The sequence below is a fragment of the Geobacillus sp. PLS 41 genome (genome assembly GCF_056494105.1).
This window is the reverse complement of the sequence record NZ_CM151395.1, coordinates 1,534,193-1,554,703: the sequence shown is the minus strand read 5'-3', so window position 1 is coordinate 1,554,703 and position 20,511 is coordinate 1,534,193. Positions and strand designations below refer to the sequence as shown.

At 54.7% G+C, this 20,511-nt stretch carries 17 protein-coding genes, 1 other RNA gene and 1 other annotated feature; of the genes, 1 reads left to right on the top strand and 17 read right to left on the bottom strand.

Annotated elements, in window-relative coordinates; translation table 11 throughout:
* Window positions 1-54: 54 nt before the first annotated feature.
* The 14 genes from alaS to ACVX3G_RS07560 all read right to left on the bottom strand — a co-directional run bounded on the left by alaS (window position 55) and on the right by ACVX3G_RS07560 (window position 16,583).
* On the bottom strand, window positions 55-2,691 hold the full coding sequence (gene alaS, locus ACVX3G_RS07625) for an alanine--tRNA ligase (protein ID WP_020278378.1): 2,637 nt from the start codon (window positions 2,689-2,691) through the stop codon (window positions 55-57).
* Window positions 2,692-2,737: 46 nt separating this feature from the next.
* Window positions 2,738-2,962, bottom strand: a binding site (T-box leader).
* Between the two features lie 47 nt (window positions 2,963-3,009).
* Window positions 3,010-4,071 carry an AI-2E family transporter gene (locus tag ACVX3G_RS07620; RefSeq protein ID WP_020278379.1) on the bottom strand — a complete coding sequence of 354 codons (1,062 nt, stop codon included), beginning with the start codon at window positions 4,069-4,071 and terminating at the stop codon, window positions 3,010-3,012.
* Window positions 4,072-4,189: 118 nt separating this feature from the next.
* Window positions 4,190-4,324, bottom strand: coding sequence for a YrzQ family protein (locus ACVX3G_RS07615; RefSeq protein ID WP_013144658.1), 135 nt, complete (start codon window positions 4,322-4,324; stop codon window positions 4,190-4,192).
* A gap of 11 nt (window positions 4,325-4,335) precedes the next feature.
* Window positions 4,336-4,527, bottom strand: a complete 192-nt coding sequence (locus ACVX3G_RS07610; protein ID WP_008881018.1) for a hypothetical protein — start codon at window positions 4,525-4,527, stop codon at window positions 4,336-4,338.
* A gap of 15 nt (window positions 4,528-4,542) precedes the next feature.
* Complete coding sequence (locus tag ACVX3G_RS07605) at window positions 4,543-5,016, bottom strand: PRC-barrel domain-containing protein (RefSeq protein WP_014196401.1); 474 nt, start codon at window positions 5,014-5,016, stop codon at window positions 4,543-4,545.
* Window positions 5,017-5,041: 25 nt separating this feature from the next.
* A complete protein-coding gene (gene recD2 / locus ACVX3G_RS07600; RefSeq protein WP_011232038.1) occupies window positions 5,042-7,402 on the bottom strand; it encodes an SF1B family DNA helicase RecD2 in 2,361 nt (786 codons plus the stop codon).
* A gap of 19 nt (window positions 7,403-7,421) precedes the next feature.
* Window positions 7,422-8,084 (bottom strand): tetratricopeptide repeat protein, encoded by a 663-nt coding sequence (locus tag ACVX3G_RS07595; protein WP_011232039.1) that lies wholly within the window; start codon window positions 8,082-8,084, stop codon window positions 7,422-7,424.
* Between the two features lie 90 nt (window positions 8,085-8,174).
* Complete coding sequence (gene mnmA, locus ACVX3G_RS07590; RefSeq protein ID WP_011232040.1) at window positions 8,175-9,290, bottom strand: tRNA 2-thiouridine(34) synthase MnmA; 1,116 nt, start codon at window positions 9,288-9,290, stop codon at window positions 8,175-8,177.
* Window positions 9,291-9,304: 14 nt separating this feature from the next.
* Complete coding sequence (locus ACVX3G_RS07585) at window positions 9,305-10,447, bottom strand: cysteine desulfurase family protein (RefSeq protein ID WP_011232041.1); 1,143 nt, start codon at window positions 10,445-10,447, stop codon at window positions 9,305-9,307.
* A 27-nt stretch (window positions 10,448-10,474) separates the two neighbouring features.
* Window positions 10,475-10,891, bottom strand: coding sequence for a cysteine metabolism transcriptional regulator CymR (gene cymR / locus ACVX3G_RS07580; RefSeq protein WP_011232042.1), 417 nt, complete (start codon window positions 10,889-10,891; stop codon window positions 10,475-10,477).
* A 19-nt stretch (window positions 10,892-10,910) separates the two neighbouring features.
* The gene (locus ACVX3G_RS07575; protein WP_011232043.1) at window positions 10,911-11,135 is read right to left on the bottom strand and encodes a hypothetical protein; all 225 of its coding nucleotides are present in this window, start codon (window positions 11,133-11,135) and stop codon (window positions 10,911-10,913) included.
* Window positions 11,136-11,175: 40 nt separating this feature from the next.
* Entirely contained in the window at window positions 11,176-12,471 is a 1,296-nt protein-coding gene (locus ACVX3G_RS07570) for a replication-associated recombination protein A (protein ID WP_011232044.1), read from the bottom strand.
* A 107-nt stretch (window positions 12,472-12,578) separates the two neighbouring features.
* Window positions 12,579-13,439 (bottom strand): TetR/AcrR family transcriptional regulator, encoded by an 861-nt coding sequence (locus tag ACVX3G_RS07565; RefSeq protein ID WP_011232045.1) that lies wholly within the window; start codon window positions 13,437-13,439, stop codon window positions 12,579-12,581.
* A 96-nt stretch (window positions 13,440-13,535) separates the two neighbouring features.
* The gene (locus ACVX3G_RS07560; protein WP_033012353.1) at window positions 13,536-16,583 is read right to left on the bottom strand and encodes an efflux RND transporter permease subunit; all 3,048 of its coding nucleotides are present in this window, start codon (window positions 16,581-16,583) and stop codon (window positions 13,536-13,538) included.
* Window positions 16,584-16,764: 181 nt separating this feature from the next.
* Between ACVX3G_RS07560 and ACVX3G_RS07555 the strand changes: the two genes are divergently transcribed.
* Window positions 16,765-17,415, top strand: a complete 651-nt coding sequence (locus ACVX3G_RS07555; RefSeq protein WP_014196405.1) for an RsfA family transcriptional regulator — start codon at window positions 16,765-16,767, stop codon at window positions 17,413-17,415.
* Window positions 17,416-17,557: 142 nt separating this feature from the next.
* Here ACVX3G_RS07555 and ACVX3G_RS07550 read toward each other — a convergent pair whose 3' ends face one another.
* The 3 genes from ACVX3G_RS07550 to aspS form a co-directional block, all read right to left on the bottom strand.
* Window positions 17,558-18,322, bottom strand: a complete 765-nt coding sequence (locus ACVX3G_RS07550) for a tRNA threonylcarbamoyladenosine dehydratase (RefSeq protein WP_014196406.1) — start codon at window positions 18,320-18,322, stop codon at window positions 17,558-17,560.
* A 151-nt stretch (window positions 18,323-18,473) separates the two neighbouring features.
* Window positions 18,474-18,660: non-coding RNA, 6S RNA (gene ssrS / locus ACVX3G_RS07545), on the bottom strand.
* A 75-nt stretch (window positions 18,661-18,735) separates the two neighbouring features.
* On the bottom strand, window positions 18,736-20,508 hold the full coding sequence (aspS, locus tag ACVX3G_RS07540) for an aspartate--tRNA ligase (RefSeq protein WP_014196407.1): 1,773 nt from the start codon (window positions 20,506-20,508) through the stop codon (window positions 18,736-18,738).
* Between the last annotated feature and the right edge of the window lie 3 nt (window positions 20,509-20,511).

Below are 20,511 nucleotides of genomic sequence, written 5' to 3'. Positions count from 1 at the left end.
CTCCTTATTCAGGCACCCCGTCCTTTTACATCCATTGTACACGATCCGCGCCAATTAGGAAACGGATTTCACCCATGTTTCGACATAACCGAGCGCTTCGCCGACCTTGCTTGGGTCCTTGCCGCCAGCTTGCGCCAAATCCGGGCGCCCGCCGCCGCCCCCACCGCAACGCGACGCTACTTCTTTCACCAGTTTGCCGGCATGGAATCCTTTTTTCACCAAATCGTCCGTTACTGCGGCAATCAGTTGCACTTTTCCGCCCTGGGCGGACGCCAACACGATGACCGCCGTGCCGAGCTTTTGTTTCAAATCATCAGCCATGGCCCGCAGTTGATTCATGTCATTGGCCTGCACTTTTGCCGCCAACACCGGCACGCCGTTTACATCTTTCACTTGACGGGTGAGGTGCTCAGCTTCCATATGGGCGAGGCGGGCAGCAAGCGATTCATTTTCGCGCTCGAGCTCTTTCAGCTCGGCAAACAGTCCGTCAAGACGCGCATTCAATTCTTTCGGGCTTGTTTTCAGTTTTTGCGCCGCCTCTTGCAAAATAGCAAGCTGTTCGCTCATAAAGCGGTATGCCGCTTCCCCGGTCACCGCTTCAATCCGGCGCGTGCCGGCGCCGATGCCGGACTCGGAGACGATTTTAAACAACCCGATGGCTGATGTGTTGGGCACATGGCAGCCGCCGCACAGCTCGAGGCTGTAGTCGCCGACTTTGACGACGCGGACGATGTCGCCGTATTTTTCGCCAAACAGCGCCATCGCGCCCATCGCTTTCGCTTCCTCGAGCGGTTTATAAAAAATGTCAACCGGGAGGCTTTTCCAAATTTGTTCGTTGACGATGGCTTCGATGCGCTCGAGCTCCTCTGGCTTCACTTGCCCAAAATGGGTGAAGTCAAAACGAAGCCGGTCCGGGGCGACAAGCGACCCCGCTTGGTTGACATGGCGGCCGAGCACGTCTTTTAGCGCTTGATGGAGCAAATGGGTCGCCGTATGGTTTTTTACGATGCGCATCCGCTTTGCTTCATCGACGCGCGCCGTATAGCGGGATCCTTTTTTCACCGTTCCGCGTTCGACGATGATCGCATGAAGATGTTGGCCGTTCGGCGCTTTTTGCACATCTTTGACGACCGCTGTTCCTGTTTCGCTTTCAAACACGCCTTGGTCAGCGATTTGTCCGCCGCTTTCGGCGTAAAATGGCGTCACATCGACGATGATTTGCGCCTCTTCGCCGGCTTTCACTTCCTCGACAAGCCGCCCGTCTTTGACGATGGCGATGACCGTCGATGCGGCAACAAGCTCATCGTAGCCGACAAACCGGCTTTCATCTTTAATGTCACCGAGCACTCCGCCTTGGACTTGCATCGAATCGACATCTTGCCGGGCCGCGCGCGCCCGTTCGCGTTGCCGCTCCATCTCGCGCTCAAATCCGGCATGGTCGACCGTCATGCCCGCTTCAGCGGCGTACTCTTCCGTCAGCTCGATCGGAAAGCCGTACGTATCATACAGGCGGAACGCTTCCTCGCCCGGAATGACGTCGCTTCCTTGCTCTTTCGCCTTTTCGATCACCTCCGCCAATATGGCGAGCCCTTCATGGAGCGTTTCATGGAACCGTTCTTCTTCCGTCCGGATGACGCGGGCGATGAAATCGGCTTTTTCTTTCACCTCCGGATAGTAGTCGTGCATAATCTCGCCGACGACCGGGACGAGTTCGTACATAAACGGACGGTCAATGCCGATATGTTTCGCATAGCGCACCGCGCGGCGGAGCAGGCGGCGCAGCACATAACCGCGGCCCTCATTTGACGGCAGCGCCCCGTCGCCGATCGCGAACGTCACGGCTCGAATATGGTCGGCGATCACCTTAAAGGCGACGTCTTTGTCCGGATCTTTGCCATACCGCTCGCCGGCGATCTGCTCGGTCGCGCGGATGATCGGCAGGAACAAGTCGGTTTCAAAGTTCGTCGGCACGTCTTGCAAAATCGAGCACATCCGCTCCAAGCCCATGCCGGTGTCGATGTTTTTCTTCGGCAGCGGCGTGTACGTGCCGTCCGGGTTATGGTTAAACTGCGAAAAGACAAGGTTCCATACTTCTAAATAGCGGTCATTTTCCCCGCCTGGGTACAGCTCTGGATCGTTCGGGTCGTTGCCGAACGCTTCGCCGCGGTCGTAAAAGATTTCCGTGTTCGGACCGCTCGGGCCTTCGCCGATGTCCCAGAAGTTGCCTTCAAGGCGAATGATCCGCTCTTCCGGCAAGCCGATTTCGTTGCGCCAAATGTTGTACGCTTCCTCGTCTTCCGGATGGACGGTGACGGACAACCGTTCCGGATCAAAACCGATCCATTTGTCGCTCGTCAAAAACTCCCATGCCCAATGGATCGCTTCACGCTTGAAGTAATCGCCGATCGAAAAGTTGCCGAGCATTTCAAAAAACGTATGGTGGCGCGCCGTTTTCCCGACGTTTTCGATGTCGTTGGTGCGGATCGATTTTTGCGCGTTGCAAATGCGCGGGTTTTCCGGAACGATGCGCCCGTCAAAGTATTTTTTCAACGTCGCGACGCCGCTGTTGATCCACAACAGCGACGGGTCGTCGACCGGAATGAGCGATGCGCTCGGCTCAACCGCATGGCCTTTTTCTTGGAAAAACTCTAAAAACATGCGCCGCACTTGGGCGGATGTCAGCTTTTTCATGATGATCCTCCCCTTTCGCCTTTTATATAAAAAAACTCCCATCCCCTGCAGGGACGAGAGTTATGCTCGCGGTACCACCCTGTTTATGGGCAAAAAACGCCCATCACCTCTTTGGCCGTAACGCAGCCTTGCGTCAGGTTTTGCCTGCGCTCCGGATTAGCCTTCTGTTGCCCTTCATCTGGAATTTCTTTCAGCCGCGGAAATTCCTCTCTGTGCGCGAGCTCGCGCGTTAAGATGGACTGCAACATACTCGATCCGTCATCGCGTTATGTATTCGCTTTTTTCATTGAAAGATTATAGACAAGCAGAGAGCATTTGTCAATGCGAAGCATAATGCTCTTTCCAATGGGTGATGGCCACTTTCAGCACCGCCGCCGTCGGAACGGCGAGAATGAGGCCGAGCACGCCGGCGAGCTCGCCGCCGGCAAAGAGGGCGAGCATAATGACAAGCGGATGCATATGCACGCTTTTGCCGACGATCAACGGCGACAAGATGTTCCCTTCTAAAAACTGCAAGGTAAAAATGATGACAAGCACGATCACGACCATTTTCAGCGAGACGGTGGCAGCCAAAATGACCGCTGGAACGGCGCCGATCAGCGGGCCAAAATACGGGATGATGTTCGTCACGCCAATGACAAAGCCGAGCAACAGCGGATAATCCATGCCCGCAAGCCACAAGCCGAGCGCCGCTGCCAGACCGATCGCCGCACAGACGAACAGCTGGCCGCGAATGTAGCCGCCGAGCGATTCATCGACATCCTTCAAAAACGTCATCCCCGGCCCACGCCACCGCTTCGGTGTCATGTACCAAATCGCTTTTTTCAACACATCGATGTCTTTTAACATATAGAAGACGATAAACGGAATGATCAACAGCGTCGCCGCCGAACCGATGAACGATTTGGCGGCGTTGATCGCCATCGCGACGGCGGCCGCCGCTGCCTGCTCGATCTCGGCAAACATCGCCTCGATGCGTGTGTGCACCTCAAGCGGCCAATTCGACGTCTCGTCGTGGATGTGGCGCACCCATTGGCGGTATGTATTCATCAAAGACGGCAGCTGTTCATCCAGTTCACGCAACTGGGCGATGAATAGCGGCACGCCGCGGTACAAGCCGTAGCCGACCAAACCGAAAAACAACAAATAAATCAACAAAATGGCAAGGGCGCGCGGCATTCCTTTGCGATGGATGGATTCCACAAGCGGGTAGAGCAAATACGTAATAAACGACGCCAGCAAAAACGGCGTCAACACCGTTGCGATAAAATCAATGACCGGCCGCCAAACGTCTTTCATCCGAACGATCAAATAGATGATTGCCGTCATGAGCAGCCATTTTCCGATGCGAAAGAACGACAGCCATTGTTGCTCGCCCATCGCCACACCTCCTACCGTTTAGTGTAGGAGATGCGGCGGGAAATATGCCTTCACCGCTTTTAGCACTATTTGACAGCCACAAGGCGACGCCCCCGCGCAAAGGCGAGGGCGAGCGCCGTCAGCGGATCGCTTGCATCAAGCGGCGGCGCATCCTCCGCATCGTGCGACCGTTCATCCAATCGTTTCGTTGGGCGAGCTGATAAGCGGCGACGCCTAATCCGACTGCTAACAGCGACGTCATCATCCGGTTCATGCGTGTCCCCCCTAAAATTGGATCGTGCGTTCGTGGTCGTCAAACAAGTCGTCAAGAGAACTCAACGTTCCGTCTTCTTCCACTTGATGGGCGTGGATCATCCCTTTCGAGACGGACAGCTCAATAAAGCAATCCCAGCAGTAGTACTGGTTGACGCCGATTTTCCCTAAATTTTTTCGTTTGCAATTCGGGCAAATGAGCATGGACAGCCACTCTCCTTACATCGTTGTTTCCACGGTGACCACGCCTTCTCTGGCGGTAAACGGAGCGAGCTCCATTCGTTTCTTTCCTTCGGTCAAATCGGAAAAAAATCCCTCGCTGATCTCGTATCCGTCAATTTTGCCCAATTGCCCGTCAAAATATACGTCATCCAACAGTCCGATCGTTGTTCCGTCCGCGGCGACAACCATGCTGCCGGCGAGGCCGCGTTCGCCGTAAAGAGAGTGGCCGCTGTCAGAAGAAGGAAACGGCTGGAAGCTATCGGCATCACAGATGATGACTCGGTCGTTTTCGAACGACTGCACGGCTGAAAGCGGCAAATAGCGGCGGCGGCCGAACAAACCGCCCTGTTCCGCGACAAGCCCTTTGACCGCGCCGTGGCTGGTAAACCAAATGTCAGCGATCGTTCCGACCATTTTTCCCGTCGTTTGTTCATAAATGGGAAGGCCCTTGATGTCGGAAAACGTCCGCATCGTTCTCCCACCTTTCCAGCCACCTTTAGCTTGGCTCATCGCCCATAAAGTCATACGGCGTAACGTTTTCCATCCCCATGTTCGCCTCTTCAAACGGCAGTTCGACCTCGACAAACGGCGCCGCCGCCCCCGCCAGCTTCTCAGCGAGCGCCGTCTGGCGCGCTCCGTCGCTTTGTTTTGCGACGCCGAATCGAAACGCTTCCTCTTCCCCGCATAAAACGAGAAACTGCTTGCTTCTTGTCACCGCAGTATACAACAAATTCCGTTTCAACATCCGGTAATAGCTTTTGACGACGGGCAAAATGACGATTGGAAACTCGCTTCCTTGCGCCTTATGAACCGAACAGCAGTACGCATGGGTGATTTGTCCTAAATCTTGCCGTGTGTACGTCACTTCAATGCCATCAAACGAAACGACGAGCAAGTCTTGCTTTTCGATATTTTCTTTGGCGTAAAAAATGGCAACGATTTCGCCGATGTCGCCGTTAAACACATTGTCTTCCGGTTGATTGACGAGCTGCAGCACCTTATCGCCGACGCGGTAGACGACCTCACCGACCGACAGCTCCCGCTTCCCCTCAGCCGGCGGGTTGAACAGCTCTTGAAGCGCTTTGTTCAATTGGTCAATGCCCGCTGGACCACGGTACATCGGGGCGAGCACTTGAATATCTTTGACGGAAAACCCTTTTTTGCGCGCGTTGTCCGCGATTTGCCGCACGACATCGACGACCTGGCCCGCACGGCAGCGGATGAAGGAACGGTCTGCCTTCGGAGCGGTCAAATCGTCCGGCACGACGCCGCGCTTCATCTCATGAGCAAGCTCGATGATCGATGATCCTTCCGCCTGGCGATACACCTCGGTCAACCGAGCGAACGGAATGACGCCTGAAGAGAGCAAGTCTTTCAGCACTTGCCCTGGCCCGACGGATGGCAATTGATCCTCATCGCCGACAAAAATGACTTGCATGCCGTTTGGCACGGCTTTTAACAGCTGGTTGGCGAGCCACGTGTCGACCATCGACATCTCATCGATGACAAGCAGCTTGCCGGAAATCGGTTCGTTCTCGTCGCGGCTGAACCCTTCCGCCCCATTCCAGCCAAGCAAGCGGTGGATCGTCGCCGCCGGCAGCCCGGTCGCCTCGCTCATCCGCTTCGCCGCTCGGCCGGTCGGTGCGGCCAGCAGCACCGGAAACGGCTCGCCTTGTTTGTAGTCAGCCGGGTCAAGAGACAGGCCGTTTAGGGCGGCAAACAGCTCGACGATGCCTTTGATGACCGTCGTTTTCCCCGTTCCCGGACCGCCGGTCAAAATAAACAGCGGCGAAGAAAGCGCTTGTTGGATCGCTTCCCTTTGCTGGGGGGCATATTGCATGCCAAGCCGTTCCTCAAGCGCCCCAAGCGCCAGCAAAAACTCCGACTCGGCAAACGCCGACGGCGGCGTCTGCCCGAGCAGCCGCTTAATGTTGGAGACGATCCCTTTCTCGGCGAAGTAAAGGGAAGGGAGATAATAACGCCCTTGCTCGGCGATCAGCTTCCCTTCTTCGCTTAACATCAGAAGCGTTTGGCTGATCGCTCGTCCATCCACCGCACCGCTCAGCCTTCCGTCAAGCAGCTCCCCGATGCGCTCCATCAGCTCTTCCTCGCGCAAATAAACGTGCCCTTCCTGCAAGCACGCCTGTTCAAGAACAAACAACGAGGCGGCGCGCAGCCGGGCCGGATGGCTGCCGGAAATGCCGAGCTGGCGCCCGATTTCATCAGCGCGGCCAAAGCCGATCCCTTCGATATCCTCAACGAGCTGGTACGGGTTCTCGTGGATGATGTCAACCGCTTCTTCGCCATACGCTTGGTAAATTTTCATGGCCAGCTGCGGGCCAAAACCGAGCTGGGCGAGGGCGATCATCGTTTGCTCAAGCCCTTCGTGGGCGCGAAGCGCATCGTACAGCTGCTTCGCCTTTTTTTTCGTCAGCTTCGGCACACGCTCTAGCGCCCTGGGGTCGCGCAAAATCGCGGCGATCGCGTTTTCGCCGAGCGTCTCGACAATCGCCGCAGCCGTTTTTTTGCCGATTCCTTTAAACAAACCGCTCGATAAATAATGAATGACTCCTTCTTTCGTGTTCGGAAGCTGTTTGCGGAACTGACTAGCCGCATATTGGCGGCCAAAACGCGGATGTTGGCGGAATTGTCCGTAAAAGATGTAGACGTCCCCTTCGTTTAAACGCGGAAAATAGCCGGTGACGACGACTTCCTCCTCAACGGGCGCTTCGTTCGTTTCCTCAACGCGCACGCGGACGACCGTGTACAATGTTTCCTCATTATGAAAAATGACCGCCAAGCACACTCCTTTAATGAACGTGCGTCCGTCAAGGGCGAGGATTTGTTGCTCTTGCAACAGCCATCCCCCTGCCTTTTTACGGCGCAAGCCGCTTTTCCATCAGTTTCTTTCCGTATCCGGCAAGCACGTGATCGGGCTTGGCTTCCAAGGCAGCGGCAAACATATTGCGGGCGGCATCGAGCTCATCTTTGTACGCATAAATGACGCCTAAATTGTAGTACGCATCAGCGTGGCGCGGATCGAGTTCCAACGTTTTTTCGAAATAACGCTTCGCCTCATCGACATAATCGAGCGTGGCGAGGCAAAGGCCAAGCTGAAACAGCGCTTCGGCATCCGTCTCGTTCAGCTCAGCCGCGCGCTGCAAATACGGCAGCGCCAGCCGCGGCATCTCGAGCCGCCATAAGGACATGCCGAGCATAAAATGCGTATCGGCATCGTCAAGACCAAGCCCTAGCGCGCGCTCAAACATATCTTTCGCTTTCGCGAACTGCTCACGCTTATAATGCACTGTACCCATGCCGTAATACGCGGCCGCCGCCTTCTTGTCAATTTTCAACGCCTGTCGGAAACAGTCAAGCGCCTTCTCTTCTTCACCGGCAGCAACGAGAACCGTGCCAATGTTAATGTACCCGGCTGGATCGTCCGGATGCTGTTCGACCGCAGCGGAAAAACAGCGGATGGCTTCCTCATACTTCCCCTCGCGCATATACGCCAAGCCTTGTTCGTTGAAATTGGCCACCGCCCATCCCCTCCCTGATTCAACGTGATTTTCAAGCAACGGCCTCCAGCCTAATAGCCTGATTGAAGATCGTGCGCACCGGCACATCCGTCAACCAACATACCAAAGCTTTTCGCCGTTGCGGAACACCTCATCGATCGTACCGCCGCCGAGGCATTCCTCGCCGTTGTAAAAAACAACCGCCTGCCCCGGCGTCACCGCCCGCGCCGGCGCATCAAACACGACTTCCGCCCCGCCGTCCGCAAGCGGGTGGACCGTCACGCCGACATCAGGCTGACGATAGCGAAATTTCGCCGTGCAACGGAACGGCGCTTCCGGCTTGCGGTCAGACACCCAGTTGACATCGACCGCCTTTAGCGAGGTGGAATACAAATATTCGTTTTCAAACCCTTGGGCGACATACAGCACATTTTCGCGCACATCTTTGCCGACGACAAACCACGGTTCGCCGCTGCCGCCGATGCCAAGGCCGTGGCGCTGGCCGATCGTGTAATACATGACGCCGTCATGCCGCCCTTTCACTTCGCCATCGAGCGTTTTCATCACTCCCGGCTGAGCCGGCAAATAATGGCTCAAAAATTCTTTGAAATCGCGTTCGCCGATAAAGCAAATGCCCGTGCTGTCTTTTTTTCCAGCGGTGGCGAGCCCAGCCTCTTTGGCGATCCGGCGCACGTCCGCTTTCTGCAAATGGCCGATCGGAAACATCACTTTCGACAGCTGAGCTTGGCCGAGCTGGTTTAAAAAGTACGTTTGGTCTTTGTTCGGGTCGGCTCCACGCAGCATTTTATATTCGCCATCGCGAAACTCGACGCGGGCGTAATGGCCGGTTGCGATGTAATCGGCGCCGATCGACATGGCGTGCTCTAAAAACGCCTTGAACTTAATTTCCTTATTGCACATCACGTCCGGGTTCGGCGTGCGCCCGGCTTTGTATTCATTCAAAAAGTACGTAAACACTTTGTCCCAATACTGTTTTTCAAAATTGACCGCATAATACGGGATGCCGATTTGATTGCAAACGCGCACGACGTCTTCGTAGTCCTCAGTCGCCGTGCAAACGCCGTTTTCATCGGTGTCATCCCAGTTTTTCATAAAAATGCCGATCACATCATATCCTTGTTCTTTCAATAGCAGCGCAGCGACCGACGAGTCGACCCCGCCGGACATGCCGACGACGACGCGCGTTTCGTGCGGCGCTTTGTTCATGCTGTTTCCCCCCTTTAGCGGTTTGTGAGCCGCTTTATGATCTTCACTGTTTCCTCGGCCGCCCGCTCAATTTGTTCCATCGTATTGCCGAGCCCGAAGCTGAAGCGCACAGACGAACGGATGCGCTCCGACTCTTTTCCGCACATCGCGACAAGCACGTGCGACGGGTCGATTGACCCGGCGGTGCATGCTGACCCGCTCGAGGCGGCAATGCCGGCTAAATCCAAGTTCACGAGCAGCGATTCGACATTCGTTCCCGGGAAGGCGACATTCAAAATATGCGGCAGGCCATCCGGGCGGCCGTTGACCGCATAGTCGATCCCTGAGGAGCGGAAAATCGCAAGCATCGCCTCGCGCCACGCCGCATATTGCCGACGTTTCTCTTCCCTTGTTCGCTCAGCGATTTCCGCCGCCTGCGCCAAGCCGATGATGCCGGGGACGTTTTCCGTGCCGGCGCGCCGCTTCCGCTCCTGTTCGCCGCCGAAAAGGAGCGGAGTGATGCGGACCGTTTCCCGGACATACAAAGCCCCGCTTCCTTTCGGGCCGTTGATTTTATGAGCGGAAATCGACAGCAAATCGATCCCGTATTCATTCACATCGATCGGAAGAAGCCCGTACGCCTGGACGGCGTCCGTATGGAAATAAGCCGGATGATCGCGAAGCAGCGCCCCGATTTCGCGAATCGGCTGGATCGTGCCGACTTCGTTGTTGGCAAACATGACCGACACCAAAACGGTCTCATCGCGCAGCGCGGCCTTGACATCCTCGACCGATACCGTCCCTTGTTCGTCAACGGGCAAATACGTGACCTCAAACCCTTGCGTCTCTAAATATTCACAAGCGCGCAGCACCGCATGATGCTCGATGGCGGTTGTAATGATATGATTGCCGCGGCCGCGGTTCGCTATGGCCGTTCCGATGACCGCAAAGTTATCCGCTTCCGTGCCGCCGCTTGTAAACACAATCTCCGTCTCTTTCGCCCCAATCGAGCGGGCGACAACAGCCCTCGCTTCATCGACCGCGCGGCGGCTCTGCCGTCCAAAATGATGGATGCTTGACGGGTTGCCGAACTGTTCCGTCATCCACTGGACCATACCGGCAGCTACGTCTGGATGGACCGGGGAAGTTGCCGCATGGTCCAAATAAATCCGTTCCAACGGTCATTCTCCTTTCCTTTCTGTTGCTTAAATATAAAACATATATGCCCCTTCATCCCCGTCGCTATACTTCGCCAAATCTTCGAGCGTTGTGCTGTCGAGCACTTCCTCGACCGCATCGCGGATGCGAATCCATAGCTCGCGCTTCGCCGGCTCTTCCTCCTCGAGCTCCTCGACCGGGGTCAGCGGCCCCTCCAACACGCGCAAAATGTCGCCGGCGGTGATTTTCGCCGGATGCTCAGCGAGCACATAGCCGCCATACGCTCCACGAATGCTTTTGACGAGCCCGGCGTTGCGCAACGGCGTGACGAGCTGCTCTAAATAATGTTCAGATAAATTGTTCGCCTTGGCGATCGAACGAAGCGAGATCGGACGATCGCCATATTTTTTGGCCAATTCAATCATAATCGTCAAGCCATATCGGCCTTTCGTCGAAATCTTCATTCATATCCCTCCTAACCGCTTAACCCTTGCGTCCGAGTGCCGGCGGCCGGTCCAAGCAGGCGGCTTGCGACCTTTTGGCATTGCGGCAGCGCCAAGCCGGCATCGAACCGATCGTCACACAAAAAAGGAACGTGCCAAACGACACCGGGCCGCCGAGCAACCAGCCGGCCAACAGCACGAACGCTTCGATCCCGATGCGAATGTACGCCACGTTCCATCCGGTCAGCTCGGTCAAAGCGAGCATGAAACGCCTGTGTTATTATATCATAAAAATCCCTTTCCCTTCACGGCTGAACCTTGACCTCTTGTTTCAACTGCTCAAGCCGCCGGTACACCTTGGCGTAATGTTTTTCCTCGCCATGCTCTTTCGGTTCATAATAGCGGACGCCTTCCAGAGCGGAGGGCAAATACGCTTGCGCCACCCAGCCGTTCGGATAATCGTGCGGATACAAGTAGCCTTGTCCACGCCCGAGTGCAGCCGCCCCTTTGTAATGAGCGTCTTTTAAATGATCCGGAATATCGCCAAGCTTGCCGGAACGGACATCGGCAATGGCAGCGTCCAGCGCCTTGTAAGCACTGTTGGATTTCGGGCTTAAACAGAGTTCAATCGTCACAACCGCGAGCGGAATGCGCGCTTCCGGCAGTCCGAGGCGTTCCGCCGCTTCGACCGCTGCCTGTACTTTCACTCCCATCATCGGATTGGCAAGTCCGATGTCCTCATAAGCCATCACAAGCAATCTCCGGCAAACGGACGCCAAGTCTCCGCCTTCAAGCAGACGGGCCAAATAATGAAGCGCGGCATCGGCATCGCTGCCGCGCACGCTTTTTTGAAACGCGGACAACAACGAATAATAATGATCGCCATATTTGTCATGGGTAAAACCGCGGTTTGCGGTGCATGAAGCCACGATATCCTCATCAATATACAAGCGGCCGTGGCGCTCATCGGCAGCCGCAACCGCCGCCTCCAGAAGCGAAAGCGCGACGCGCGCATCCCCACCGGCTGCCTCGGCGATGCGCCATAACAACGACTCGTCAATGACAACCGGCGGCTCGCCGACCCCTCGTTCCGGATCAGCGAGCGCCCGCTTCAGAATGATCATGAGGTCATCCGGCTTGAGCGGTTTCAGTTGTTGGATTTGCCCGCAGCGGCTGCGAATGGCGGGATTGACCTCGTGAAACGGGTTTTCCGTTGTGGCGCCAATCAAGGTCACGAGCCCGGATTCGAGATGCGGCAACAAAACGTCTTGCTGCGCTTTATTCAGCCGATGGATTTCGTCGATAAACAACACGACGTTCCCTGACCAGCGCGCCGCTTCGACTGCCTCTTCGATTTCCTTTTTGCCGGCGGCCGTCGCATTGATGGCGACCCATTCGCGCCCGGCGGTGCGGGCAATGGCGTAAGCGAGCGACGTCTTCCCTGTCCCCGGCTCTCCGTAAAGCAAAAGCGATGGAACATGACCTTTTTTGACCATTTTATAAAGCGGCGTACTAGGGCCAATGATGTGCTGTTGCCCAACGATCTCATCGATCGTCCGCGGCCGCATCCGCCAAGCAAGCGGCTCCGTCGTTTTGGGCATGCCGACCCCCTCCTTGAGATTGATGACGCTATGTTCACAGACATCCTCCGATGCCGCCTATTCATTTTCGGCGAATGGGGCGTCTCCCCGTGGGAAGATCGGTGGTTTTAATAAAAATAGCGTTCAATGGCCTCCTTCAACTCATTGTACAGCGGAAGCGAGTATTTCGCCAAATAGAGCAGAAGCGCCTCCACCATAAACCGCCTAGCTGTCTCCCCTTTCTCGAGTTCTTCCTTCAATAAGCGCAGCGAGCGAAGAATATCGTCTTCAACCGGACGCAGCGCCGCCATGCGCTCTAAACAGCTGATGGCCCGTTCTTTCCATTGACTCCTCTCTTGGGTCGCCGCAGCAATGTAATCCGCCATCACCGTTTCATCGAGCAATCCCGTCTTGCCGTCAAGCAGGCTGGCAACGATGGCATCAAGCCGATCGAGCAAGAAGGGGGCAAGCTTCTCAGGAAGCAGCGGCTTTCGGTCTACCGCCAAGTAAATCAGATATTCTTTCAGCATTCCGTTGAGCATCGTCGCGCAATCAAACGAAACTGGACGCACTTGTTCGCCGTATATGTCTTCAATCGCCCGGCGATACCAGTGGAGCGTATGGGCGCGGATGCGAAACACCAGATGCTGCACCTCATGGCTCACCTTCACAGCTTGTTCGCCCAACTGCATTTGCACCAGCTCTTTATGTTCGTCAAACAGCTGGATTTGTACAGTCAACTGACGGCAAAACCGCTCGCGCGCGGTTAAGGCGGGATCAGCCTCGATTTGTTTAAGCTGGCGAAACAAGACTTCATAATGGTAGCGGAAAATCGATACAGCCAACTCTTCTTTTGATTTGAAATAATTGTAAATCGAACCTTTGGCTACTCCGCTCCGCTCGGCTATTTCCTGCATGGAGGTAGCGTGATAGCCTTTTTCGGCGAATAATTTCATCGCCGTTTCAATGATGTCCTCTTTCCGTCCCAATGTTTTCTCCTTCCTTACTCCTTCTTCATGTCCATTATAGTCGATCTTGCCATGAAAAAAATGCCGGACGGCCCGTTATCCGGCCATCCAGCCCTGTCATTTTGCCATCGGTTCGCGTTTTGCCGTCCGGAAGAAAAACGCCTCATACATCGCAGGAATGAACACAAGCGTCAATAACGTCGACGACGTCAGGCCGCCGATGACCGTGATGGCCAGCCCTTTCGAAATCAACGTGCCGACCTCATTCGTCAGCGCAAGCGGAATGAGCGCTGTCACAGTCGCAAAGGCTGTCATTAAAATCGGCCGCAGCCGTGTTTTGCCGGCTTCAATGATGGCGCTTCGCACCGTCATCCGTTTTTGTTCGCGGTTTTGTCCGATTCGATCCACCAGCACGATCGCATTGGTCGTCACGATGCCAATGAGCATCAACAAGCCGATCATGACGCTGATGGAAAGCGGCTCATCGGCCACATACAAAGCAAACAGCGAACCGATGGGAACAAACAAAAGGGAAGATAAAATGATCAGCGGCACCCGCACTTTGCCAAATGTAATCAGCATCGTCAAATACACAAGCCCGATGGCCGCCGCCATGGCCACACCGAGCTCGCGGAACGTCTGCACCGTCTCATCGCTTCCGCCGCCCGTTTTCACTGTGACATCGGATGGGATCTTCAAATCATTTACATGTTTCGAAATATCATTCGTTACTTTCTGAATGTTGTCGCCGACAATCTGGGCGGATACGCGGGCAAACACTTTTCCGTCCAGCTTTTGAATGGACGTATACACGTCCGCCTCTTTCACTTCGGCGACAGCTGAAAGTGGAATCACTCCGTTTCTCGTCACGATCGGAAGCTCTTTCAACTCATCGATCGATCCCAACGTTTCATCATACGAAAGTTCGACTTGCTCATCCTTGCCGCCGAGTTTCAGCGTCCCCACATCGACCGGTTTGGTCGCATCGGCCACCGCCCCCAGCAATTGCATGCCCGAAACGCCATAAGCGGCCGCCTTTTCCGGATCAATGGCGACAATCACTTGTTTTTGCTTTTCCGTCAAGTTATTCGTCACATCTTTGACATCATCGCGTTGTTTTAAATACGTCTCGACCTGTTTGGCTGCTGTTTGGAGCGCCTCCAAATCATTGGAGTATAAGTCAATATTCACGTTATTATTCGTTGGCGGCCCTCCGCTCGACATCTCTTGCACGCCCACTTTTGCCCCGGGCGCGAGCTGATTCGCGATGCGGCGCATTTCTTTTTCGAAAACGGCCACGGTTTTCGCGGTGTCAGCGCTGTCCTTTAATAGAATATAATAGCTGGCTTGATTGGGCCGCTTCAATCCTGTGCGGAAATCGCGGCTTCCCACCGCGGCGGTGACGCTCTCGACATCGCTTCGTTTTAAAAACATCTTTTCCATCTCCAACGACACATCATTCGTTTTGGCCACCGATGTGGAAGCCGGCAGTTCAATGCTCGCCACCAGCGTTTTCTGCTCTTCGTTCGGCAAAAACGTAAATCCAAGTTTCGGCACGAGCGTCAATGAACCAACCAATAGCACAACCGACAACACAAAGACAATCGCTTTATGGTTGAGCGCCCATTCAATGATTCGGCCATACAGACGCTGAAGCGCTCCTTCTTTTTCCTCTGGCGGCACACGGCGGAACGAAAATTTCGCTAAAATCGGCACAACTGTCACGGCCACCAACAAAGAGGCCAACAGGGCAAACGTAATCGTCAAGGCAAAAGGCAGGAAAAATTCCCCTGTAATGCCCCCAACAAGCCCGAGAGGCAAAAAGACGACAACCGTTGTGATGGTCGAGGACACAATCGCTTTGACAATTTCTTTCGTTGATTGCTCGACTAAATCATCGCTCATGCCTGTTTTCTCCCGGCGGACGCGGCGGAAAATATTTTCGATCACGACAATGCTGTCATCCACGACTCGGCCGACGGCGACGGCCATGCCGCCAAGCGTCATGACATTGAGGGTAATATCCATACGATTGAGAAAAATGGCCGATACAAGCAGCGAGAGCGGAATCGAGACGATGGCAATCACAGTCGCCCGAACGTTGCGCAAAAAGAGCAAGACGGCCAGCGAAGCGAACAGCGCCCCGAGCAGCCCTTCACGGACAAGCGATTCAACGGATTGTTTGATGCCAGCTGACGAATCAAACCCGATGGAATAATCAAACTGATGTTTGTAGGAATTCAGCACTTTGATCACTTGGTCTGCCACTTCAATCGTATTGGCATCTTGTTTTTTCGTCACCGCCATCGACAGCGATGGCTTCAAATTATAGCGGGTGAATTCGCTTTGCTCGTTGACTTCCTCAATCGTCGCAATATCCCCAAGCTTCACGGACGCAACGCGCTGCAATCCATTCGCCGCCATAGGAACAGCTGTCGGCACGAGTTTCAGATTTTTCAACTCATGGATGGTGTTCAATTTTTCCTCGACGCGAACAGGAATTTGCCATGTATCGGTTTGCAACGTTCCAGCCGGGAACGCCAACACCTTTTCATTGATTTGGTTTTTAATCTCTGACAAGTTCAATCCCGCCTGAGCAGCCTTTTTCCGATCGACTGTGATCCGGATGAGGCGCTCGCTGTCTCCACCGATCGAAACGGAATTCACCCCGTCGATTTTATTCAATTCTGGAATCACTTCGGTTTCCAGCAACGTTTGCAGATCGGTTCCGTTTTTGGCAAACAAGGAAATGTTGAAAACCGGGATGGAACCAAATGAAAACCGATTGACTTCCGTTTGCACATTATCGGGCAATCCTGCCTTATCAATGAGCGATTCGACCTGCCGCTCCATTTTCTCCATATCCGTCCGAAACGGAAATTCAAGATTCATAACGGCCATTCCTTCATAGGAAGAACTCTGCATTTGCTTAAGCCCGTCAAGGGACTTCAGTTTTTCCTCGAGCTTGGCCGTGACCTCCTCATTCACGTCTTGCGGAGAAGCCCCAGGATAGACCACTTCAATCGACAACTGGGGAAATTCAATGTTCGGCAGCAAATCGACCTTCAAGGAGGAGAAGGAATACAGCCCTAGAAACATGAGCAAAAACGAACATACAAACACAGCTGCCGCATTTTTCAAACTGAACCTGGTCAAAAACGTCATCATGCCACCTCTCATCCCACGATTTTGACCAATCAGTCTAATTGTTTTGAACTGACCGGTCATACAAAACTATTTCTATGATACATGAAAATGGGAAAAATGAAAAGGGCGAAGTTTAAAGTGGAAATCAAACGGAAAAACTATGACCATATCAACATTACCATTTGATGGGGTGGACAACATGAAAACAAGACAGGATGCTTGGTCACATGAAGAAGATGTACTGTTGGCTGAAACGGTGCTGCAATATATACGCGAAGGAAAAACGCAACTTGCCGCTTTTGAAGTCGTTGGGAGACAACTGCACCGCACAGCGGCAGCATGCGGATTCCGTTGGAACGCCGAGGTGCGCAAACGGTACCTTGAGGCGATCGAACAGGCAAAAAAGCAGCGGAAAGAACGGAAACGGGCGCTCGAAATGATGAAAAAGTGGCAAAAAGACAGTACGGTTGCTGCTTGGAGTCCTTCTGGAGAACGGGATGGCGCCGAAGGGTCATCGCCTTTTCTCCCGGCGGCCCCATTGACACTGGAGCAGTGCATTTCATTTTTGCAAACATTGCGGCGCGGCATCGAGGAGATGGAAGCGATCCGCCAGGACAACGAGCGCCTGAAACGCGAGCGGGCGGAATGGCAGACGCGGAACGAACAGCTTGCTCAAAAACTCGAACGCCTTGAAACGAGGCAGACCACCGTGCAAGAAGATTATGAAGCGCTCGTGAAAATCATGGCCCGCGCCCGCCAGCTCGCTTCCGAAGAAGGCGACCGCTTCTCTCTTGCCCAGCTGTTTGCCGCCGAGGCGAACGGATCGAACGAATCGCTCGCCCATTCATAAAAAAAGAAGGTGCCCCAACAAGCATCGGGACACGTTTTCACCGCTGGAACGACGGACAGCGCCCGCTAACAAACCGGTGAATGCACCGATGTTCACAGGAATCTCCACCTTCCCATTTTGTTCGAAATGAAGGTGGAGTCGTTCAATCGTCGCCAACGCGCCTTATGGGAATTCCCTCTAATAGACGATGAATCACGTAGGAAGCCATAATAAGCCCGGCAACTGATGGAACGAAAGCATTCGAAGACGGCGGCATTTTCGCCTTGCGGATCGGCGAAGCGTCATTGCCGACGACCTGGCGGACATCTTCGCGGATTTTCACCGGCTTCTCGTCGGAAAAGACGACCGGAATGCCGCGGCGGATCCCTTCTTTGCGCAGCTTGGCGCGGATGACTTTCGCGATCGGATCGGTGTGTGTTTTCGAAATATCGGCAATGCGGAACCGGGTCGGATCCATTTTGTTCGCCGCACCCATGCTGGAGATGATCGGAATGCCGCGCTTGAGGCATTGTTTCATCAAATGCACTTTGTACACAATCGTGTCGGACGCATCGATGACAAAATCCAGATCATAGGCGAAAAATTGCTCATACGTCTCTTCCGTATAAAACATTTGCAAAGCGATCACCTCGCACGCCGGGTTGATGTCGGCGATGCGCTCTTTCATGAGCTCCACTTTCGGACGCCCGATGGTCGAGAGCAACGCATGGATTTGCCGGTTGATGTTGGTGATATCGACGTTATCGCGATCAACAAGCACCAATCGGCCAATGCCGGAACGGGCGAGCGCCTCGACGGCGAACGACCCCACGCCGCCGACGCCAAGGACGGCGACGGTGGCGTTTTTTAAGCGTTCCAACCCTTCAGGGCCAATCGCGAGTTCATTGCGGGAAAATTGGTGCAGCATCGTTCTCCTCTCCGTTTGCTTCAAAATTGATGTTTATGCCGCTTTTTATCCTACCATCAAGACAGCAAAAGAGGCAACGGCATTTTGCTGGCAAAACAAAACCCCTATGCGGCCATCCGCATAGGGGAAATGTTGTTGATTCCTTAATGTCGCCAGTCCCAATCGTGCCGTCGATGCCTTCGTTTTGAACCCGCTCTCCCATAGGTGGGTGCCCTGTTCCAAGGTTTGCGCTTCCCCTGTGACGAAGAGGCGTGCACGCCGCTTGGAAACCCCGAGCTCCCGGATCATAAACTGTTCGGTCAAAACGATCAGTGATCCGACGAACACATTAGGACGGTTGTTAGTTTTATTGTAACACATTTTTCAGCCTTTGTGAACATCTATTGCCAACGTTTCTTTTTCAGATGCCGCTGTTACTCGTTTTCCGGAAGCACAACCGCCAAGTGCAGCTCCTCGAGCTGCTTGTCGCTGACCGGCCCCGGCGCTTCGGTAAGCAAGCAGCTCGCGCTCGCCGTTTTCGGAAACGCGATCGTATCGCGCAAGTTCGTGCGCCCAGCGAGCAACATCACCAGCCGGTCAAGGCCAAGCGCAATGCCGCCGTGCGGCGGAGTGCCGTATTCAAACGCCTCAAGCAAGAATCCGAACTGGCGGCGCGCTTCTTCTTCGCTGAACCCTAAGGCGCGGAACATTTTTTCTTGCACGTCCCGCTCGAAAATGCGAAGCGAGCCGCCGCCAAGCTCATAGCCATTTAAGACGAGATCGTACGCCTGCGCGCGGACGGCGCTTGGGTTTGTCTCCAACAGCGGAATGTCGTCGCGCACCGGCATCGTAAACGGATGGTGGGCGGCGTAATAGCGCCCTTCTTCTTCGTCATACTCCAAAAGCGGCCAATCCGTCACCCACAAAAACGCGAGCTTCGCTTCGTCGATCAAGCCGAGCTCCTTGCCAAGCTTCAGCCGCAACGCGCCGAGCGCCGCTGCGACGATCGCTTTTTCGTCGGCGACAAACAAAAGCAAATCTCCGTCTTCGACAGCAAGCGCTCGACGCAGCGCCGCCTGTTCCTCATCGGTGAAAAACTTGGCGATCGGTCCTTTCAGCTCTTCGCCTTCCGCTTTCAGCCAGGCGAGCCCTTTCGCCCCGTAGCGGCCGGCAAATTCTCCTAAGGCGTCAATATCTTTACGCGAATAGCGAGGGGCAGCACCTTTCGCGTTGATCGCCTTCACTTGGCCTCCTTCTTTGACGGCGCGGGCGAACACTTGAAATGCTGAATTACGGACGATTTCCGATACGTCGACGAGCTCGAGGCCAAAGCGTATATCCGGCTTGTCCGAGCCGTAGCGGCTCATCGCCTCGTCATACGTGATGCGCGGAAACGGGCGCGGGATGTCGATCCCTTTTGCCGCTTTCACGACGGCAGCCATCATCCGTTCGGTTAAATCCATAATATCCTTTTGTTCGATAAACGACATTTCGATGTCGATTTGCGTAAATTCCGGCTGGCGGTCAGCGCGCAAATCCTCGTCACGGAAGCAACGGGCGATTTGGTAGTACCGTTCCACGCCGCCGACCATGAGCAGCTGCTTAAAAATTTGCGGCGACTGCGGCAAGGCGTAAAATTCGCCCGGATGGACGCGGCTTGGCACCAAATAGTCACGCGCCCCTTCCGGCGTGCTTTTCGTCAACATCGGCGTTTCAATTTCCAAAAAGCGTTCGCTATCCAAAAAGTCGCGCACCGTCTTTGTGATTTTGTGGCGAAGCGCCAGTGTTTGAAACATGACTGGGCGGCGCAAATCCAAATACCGATATTTTAAGCGCACGTCTTCCGCCGCATCCGTGTCATCGGAAATCGAAAACGGCGGCGTTTTTGCCTCGTTGATGATCTCGATTCGTTCCGCCTGAATTTCAATGCGGCCGGTCGCGATGTTCGGATTGACCGTCTCGGGCGCGCGGGCGACGACCGTTCCTTCGACGCTTAAAACGTATTCGCTCCGCACGCGCTCCGCTGCCGCCAGCGCTTCAGCCGACACGTCCGGGCTGGCGACAACTTGGACGATGCCCGTTCGGTCGCGCAAGTCAATGAAAATGAGGCCGCCTAAGTCGCGGCGCTTTTGCACCCAGCCTTTGAGCACGACGCGCTCGCCGACGGCCGTTTCCGGCACTTCTCCGCAATAATATGTGCGTTCCATTCG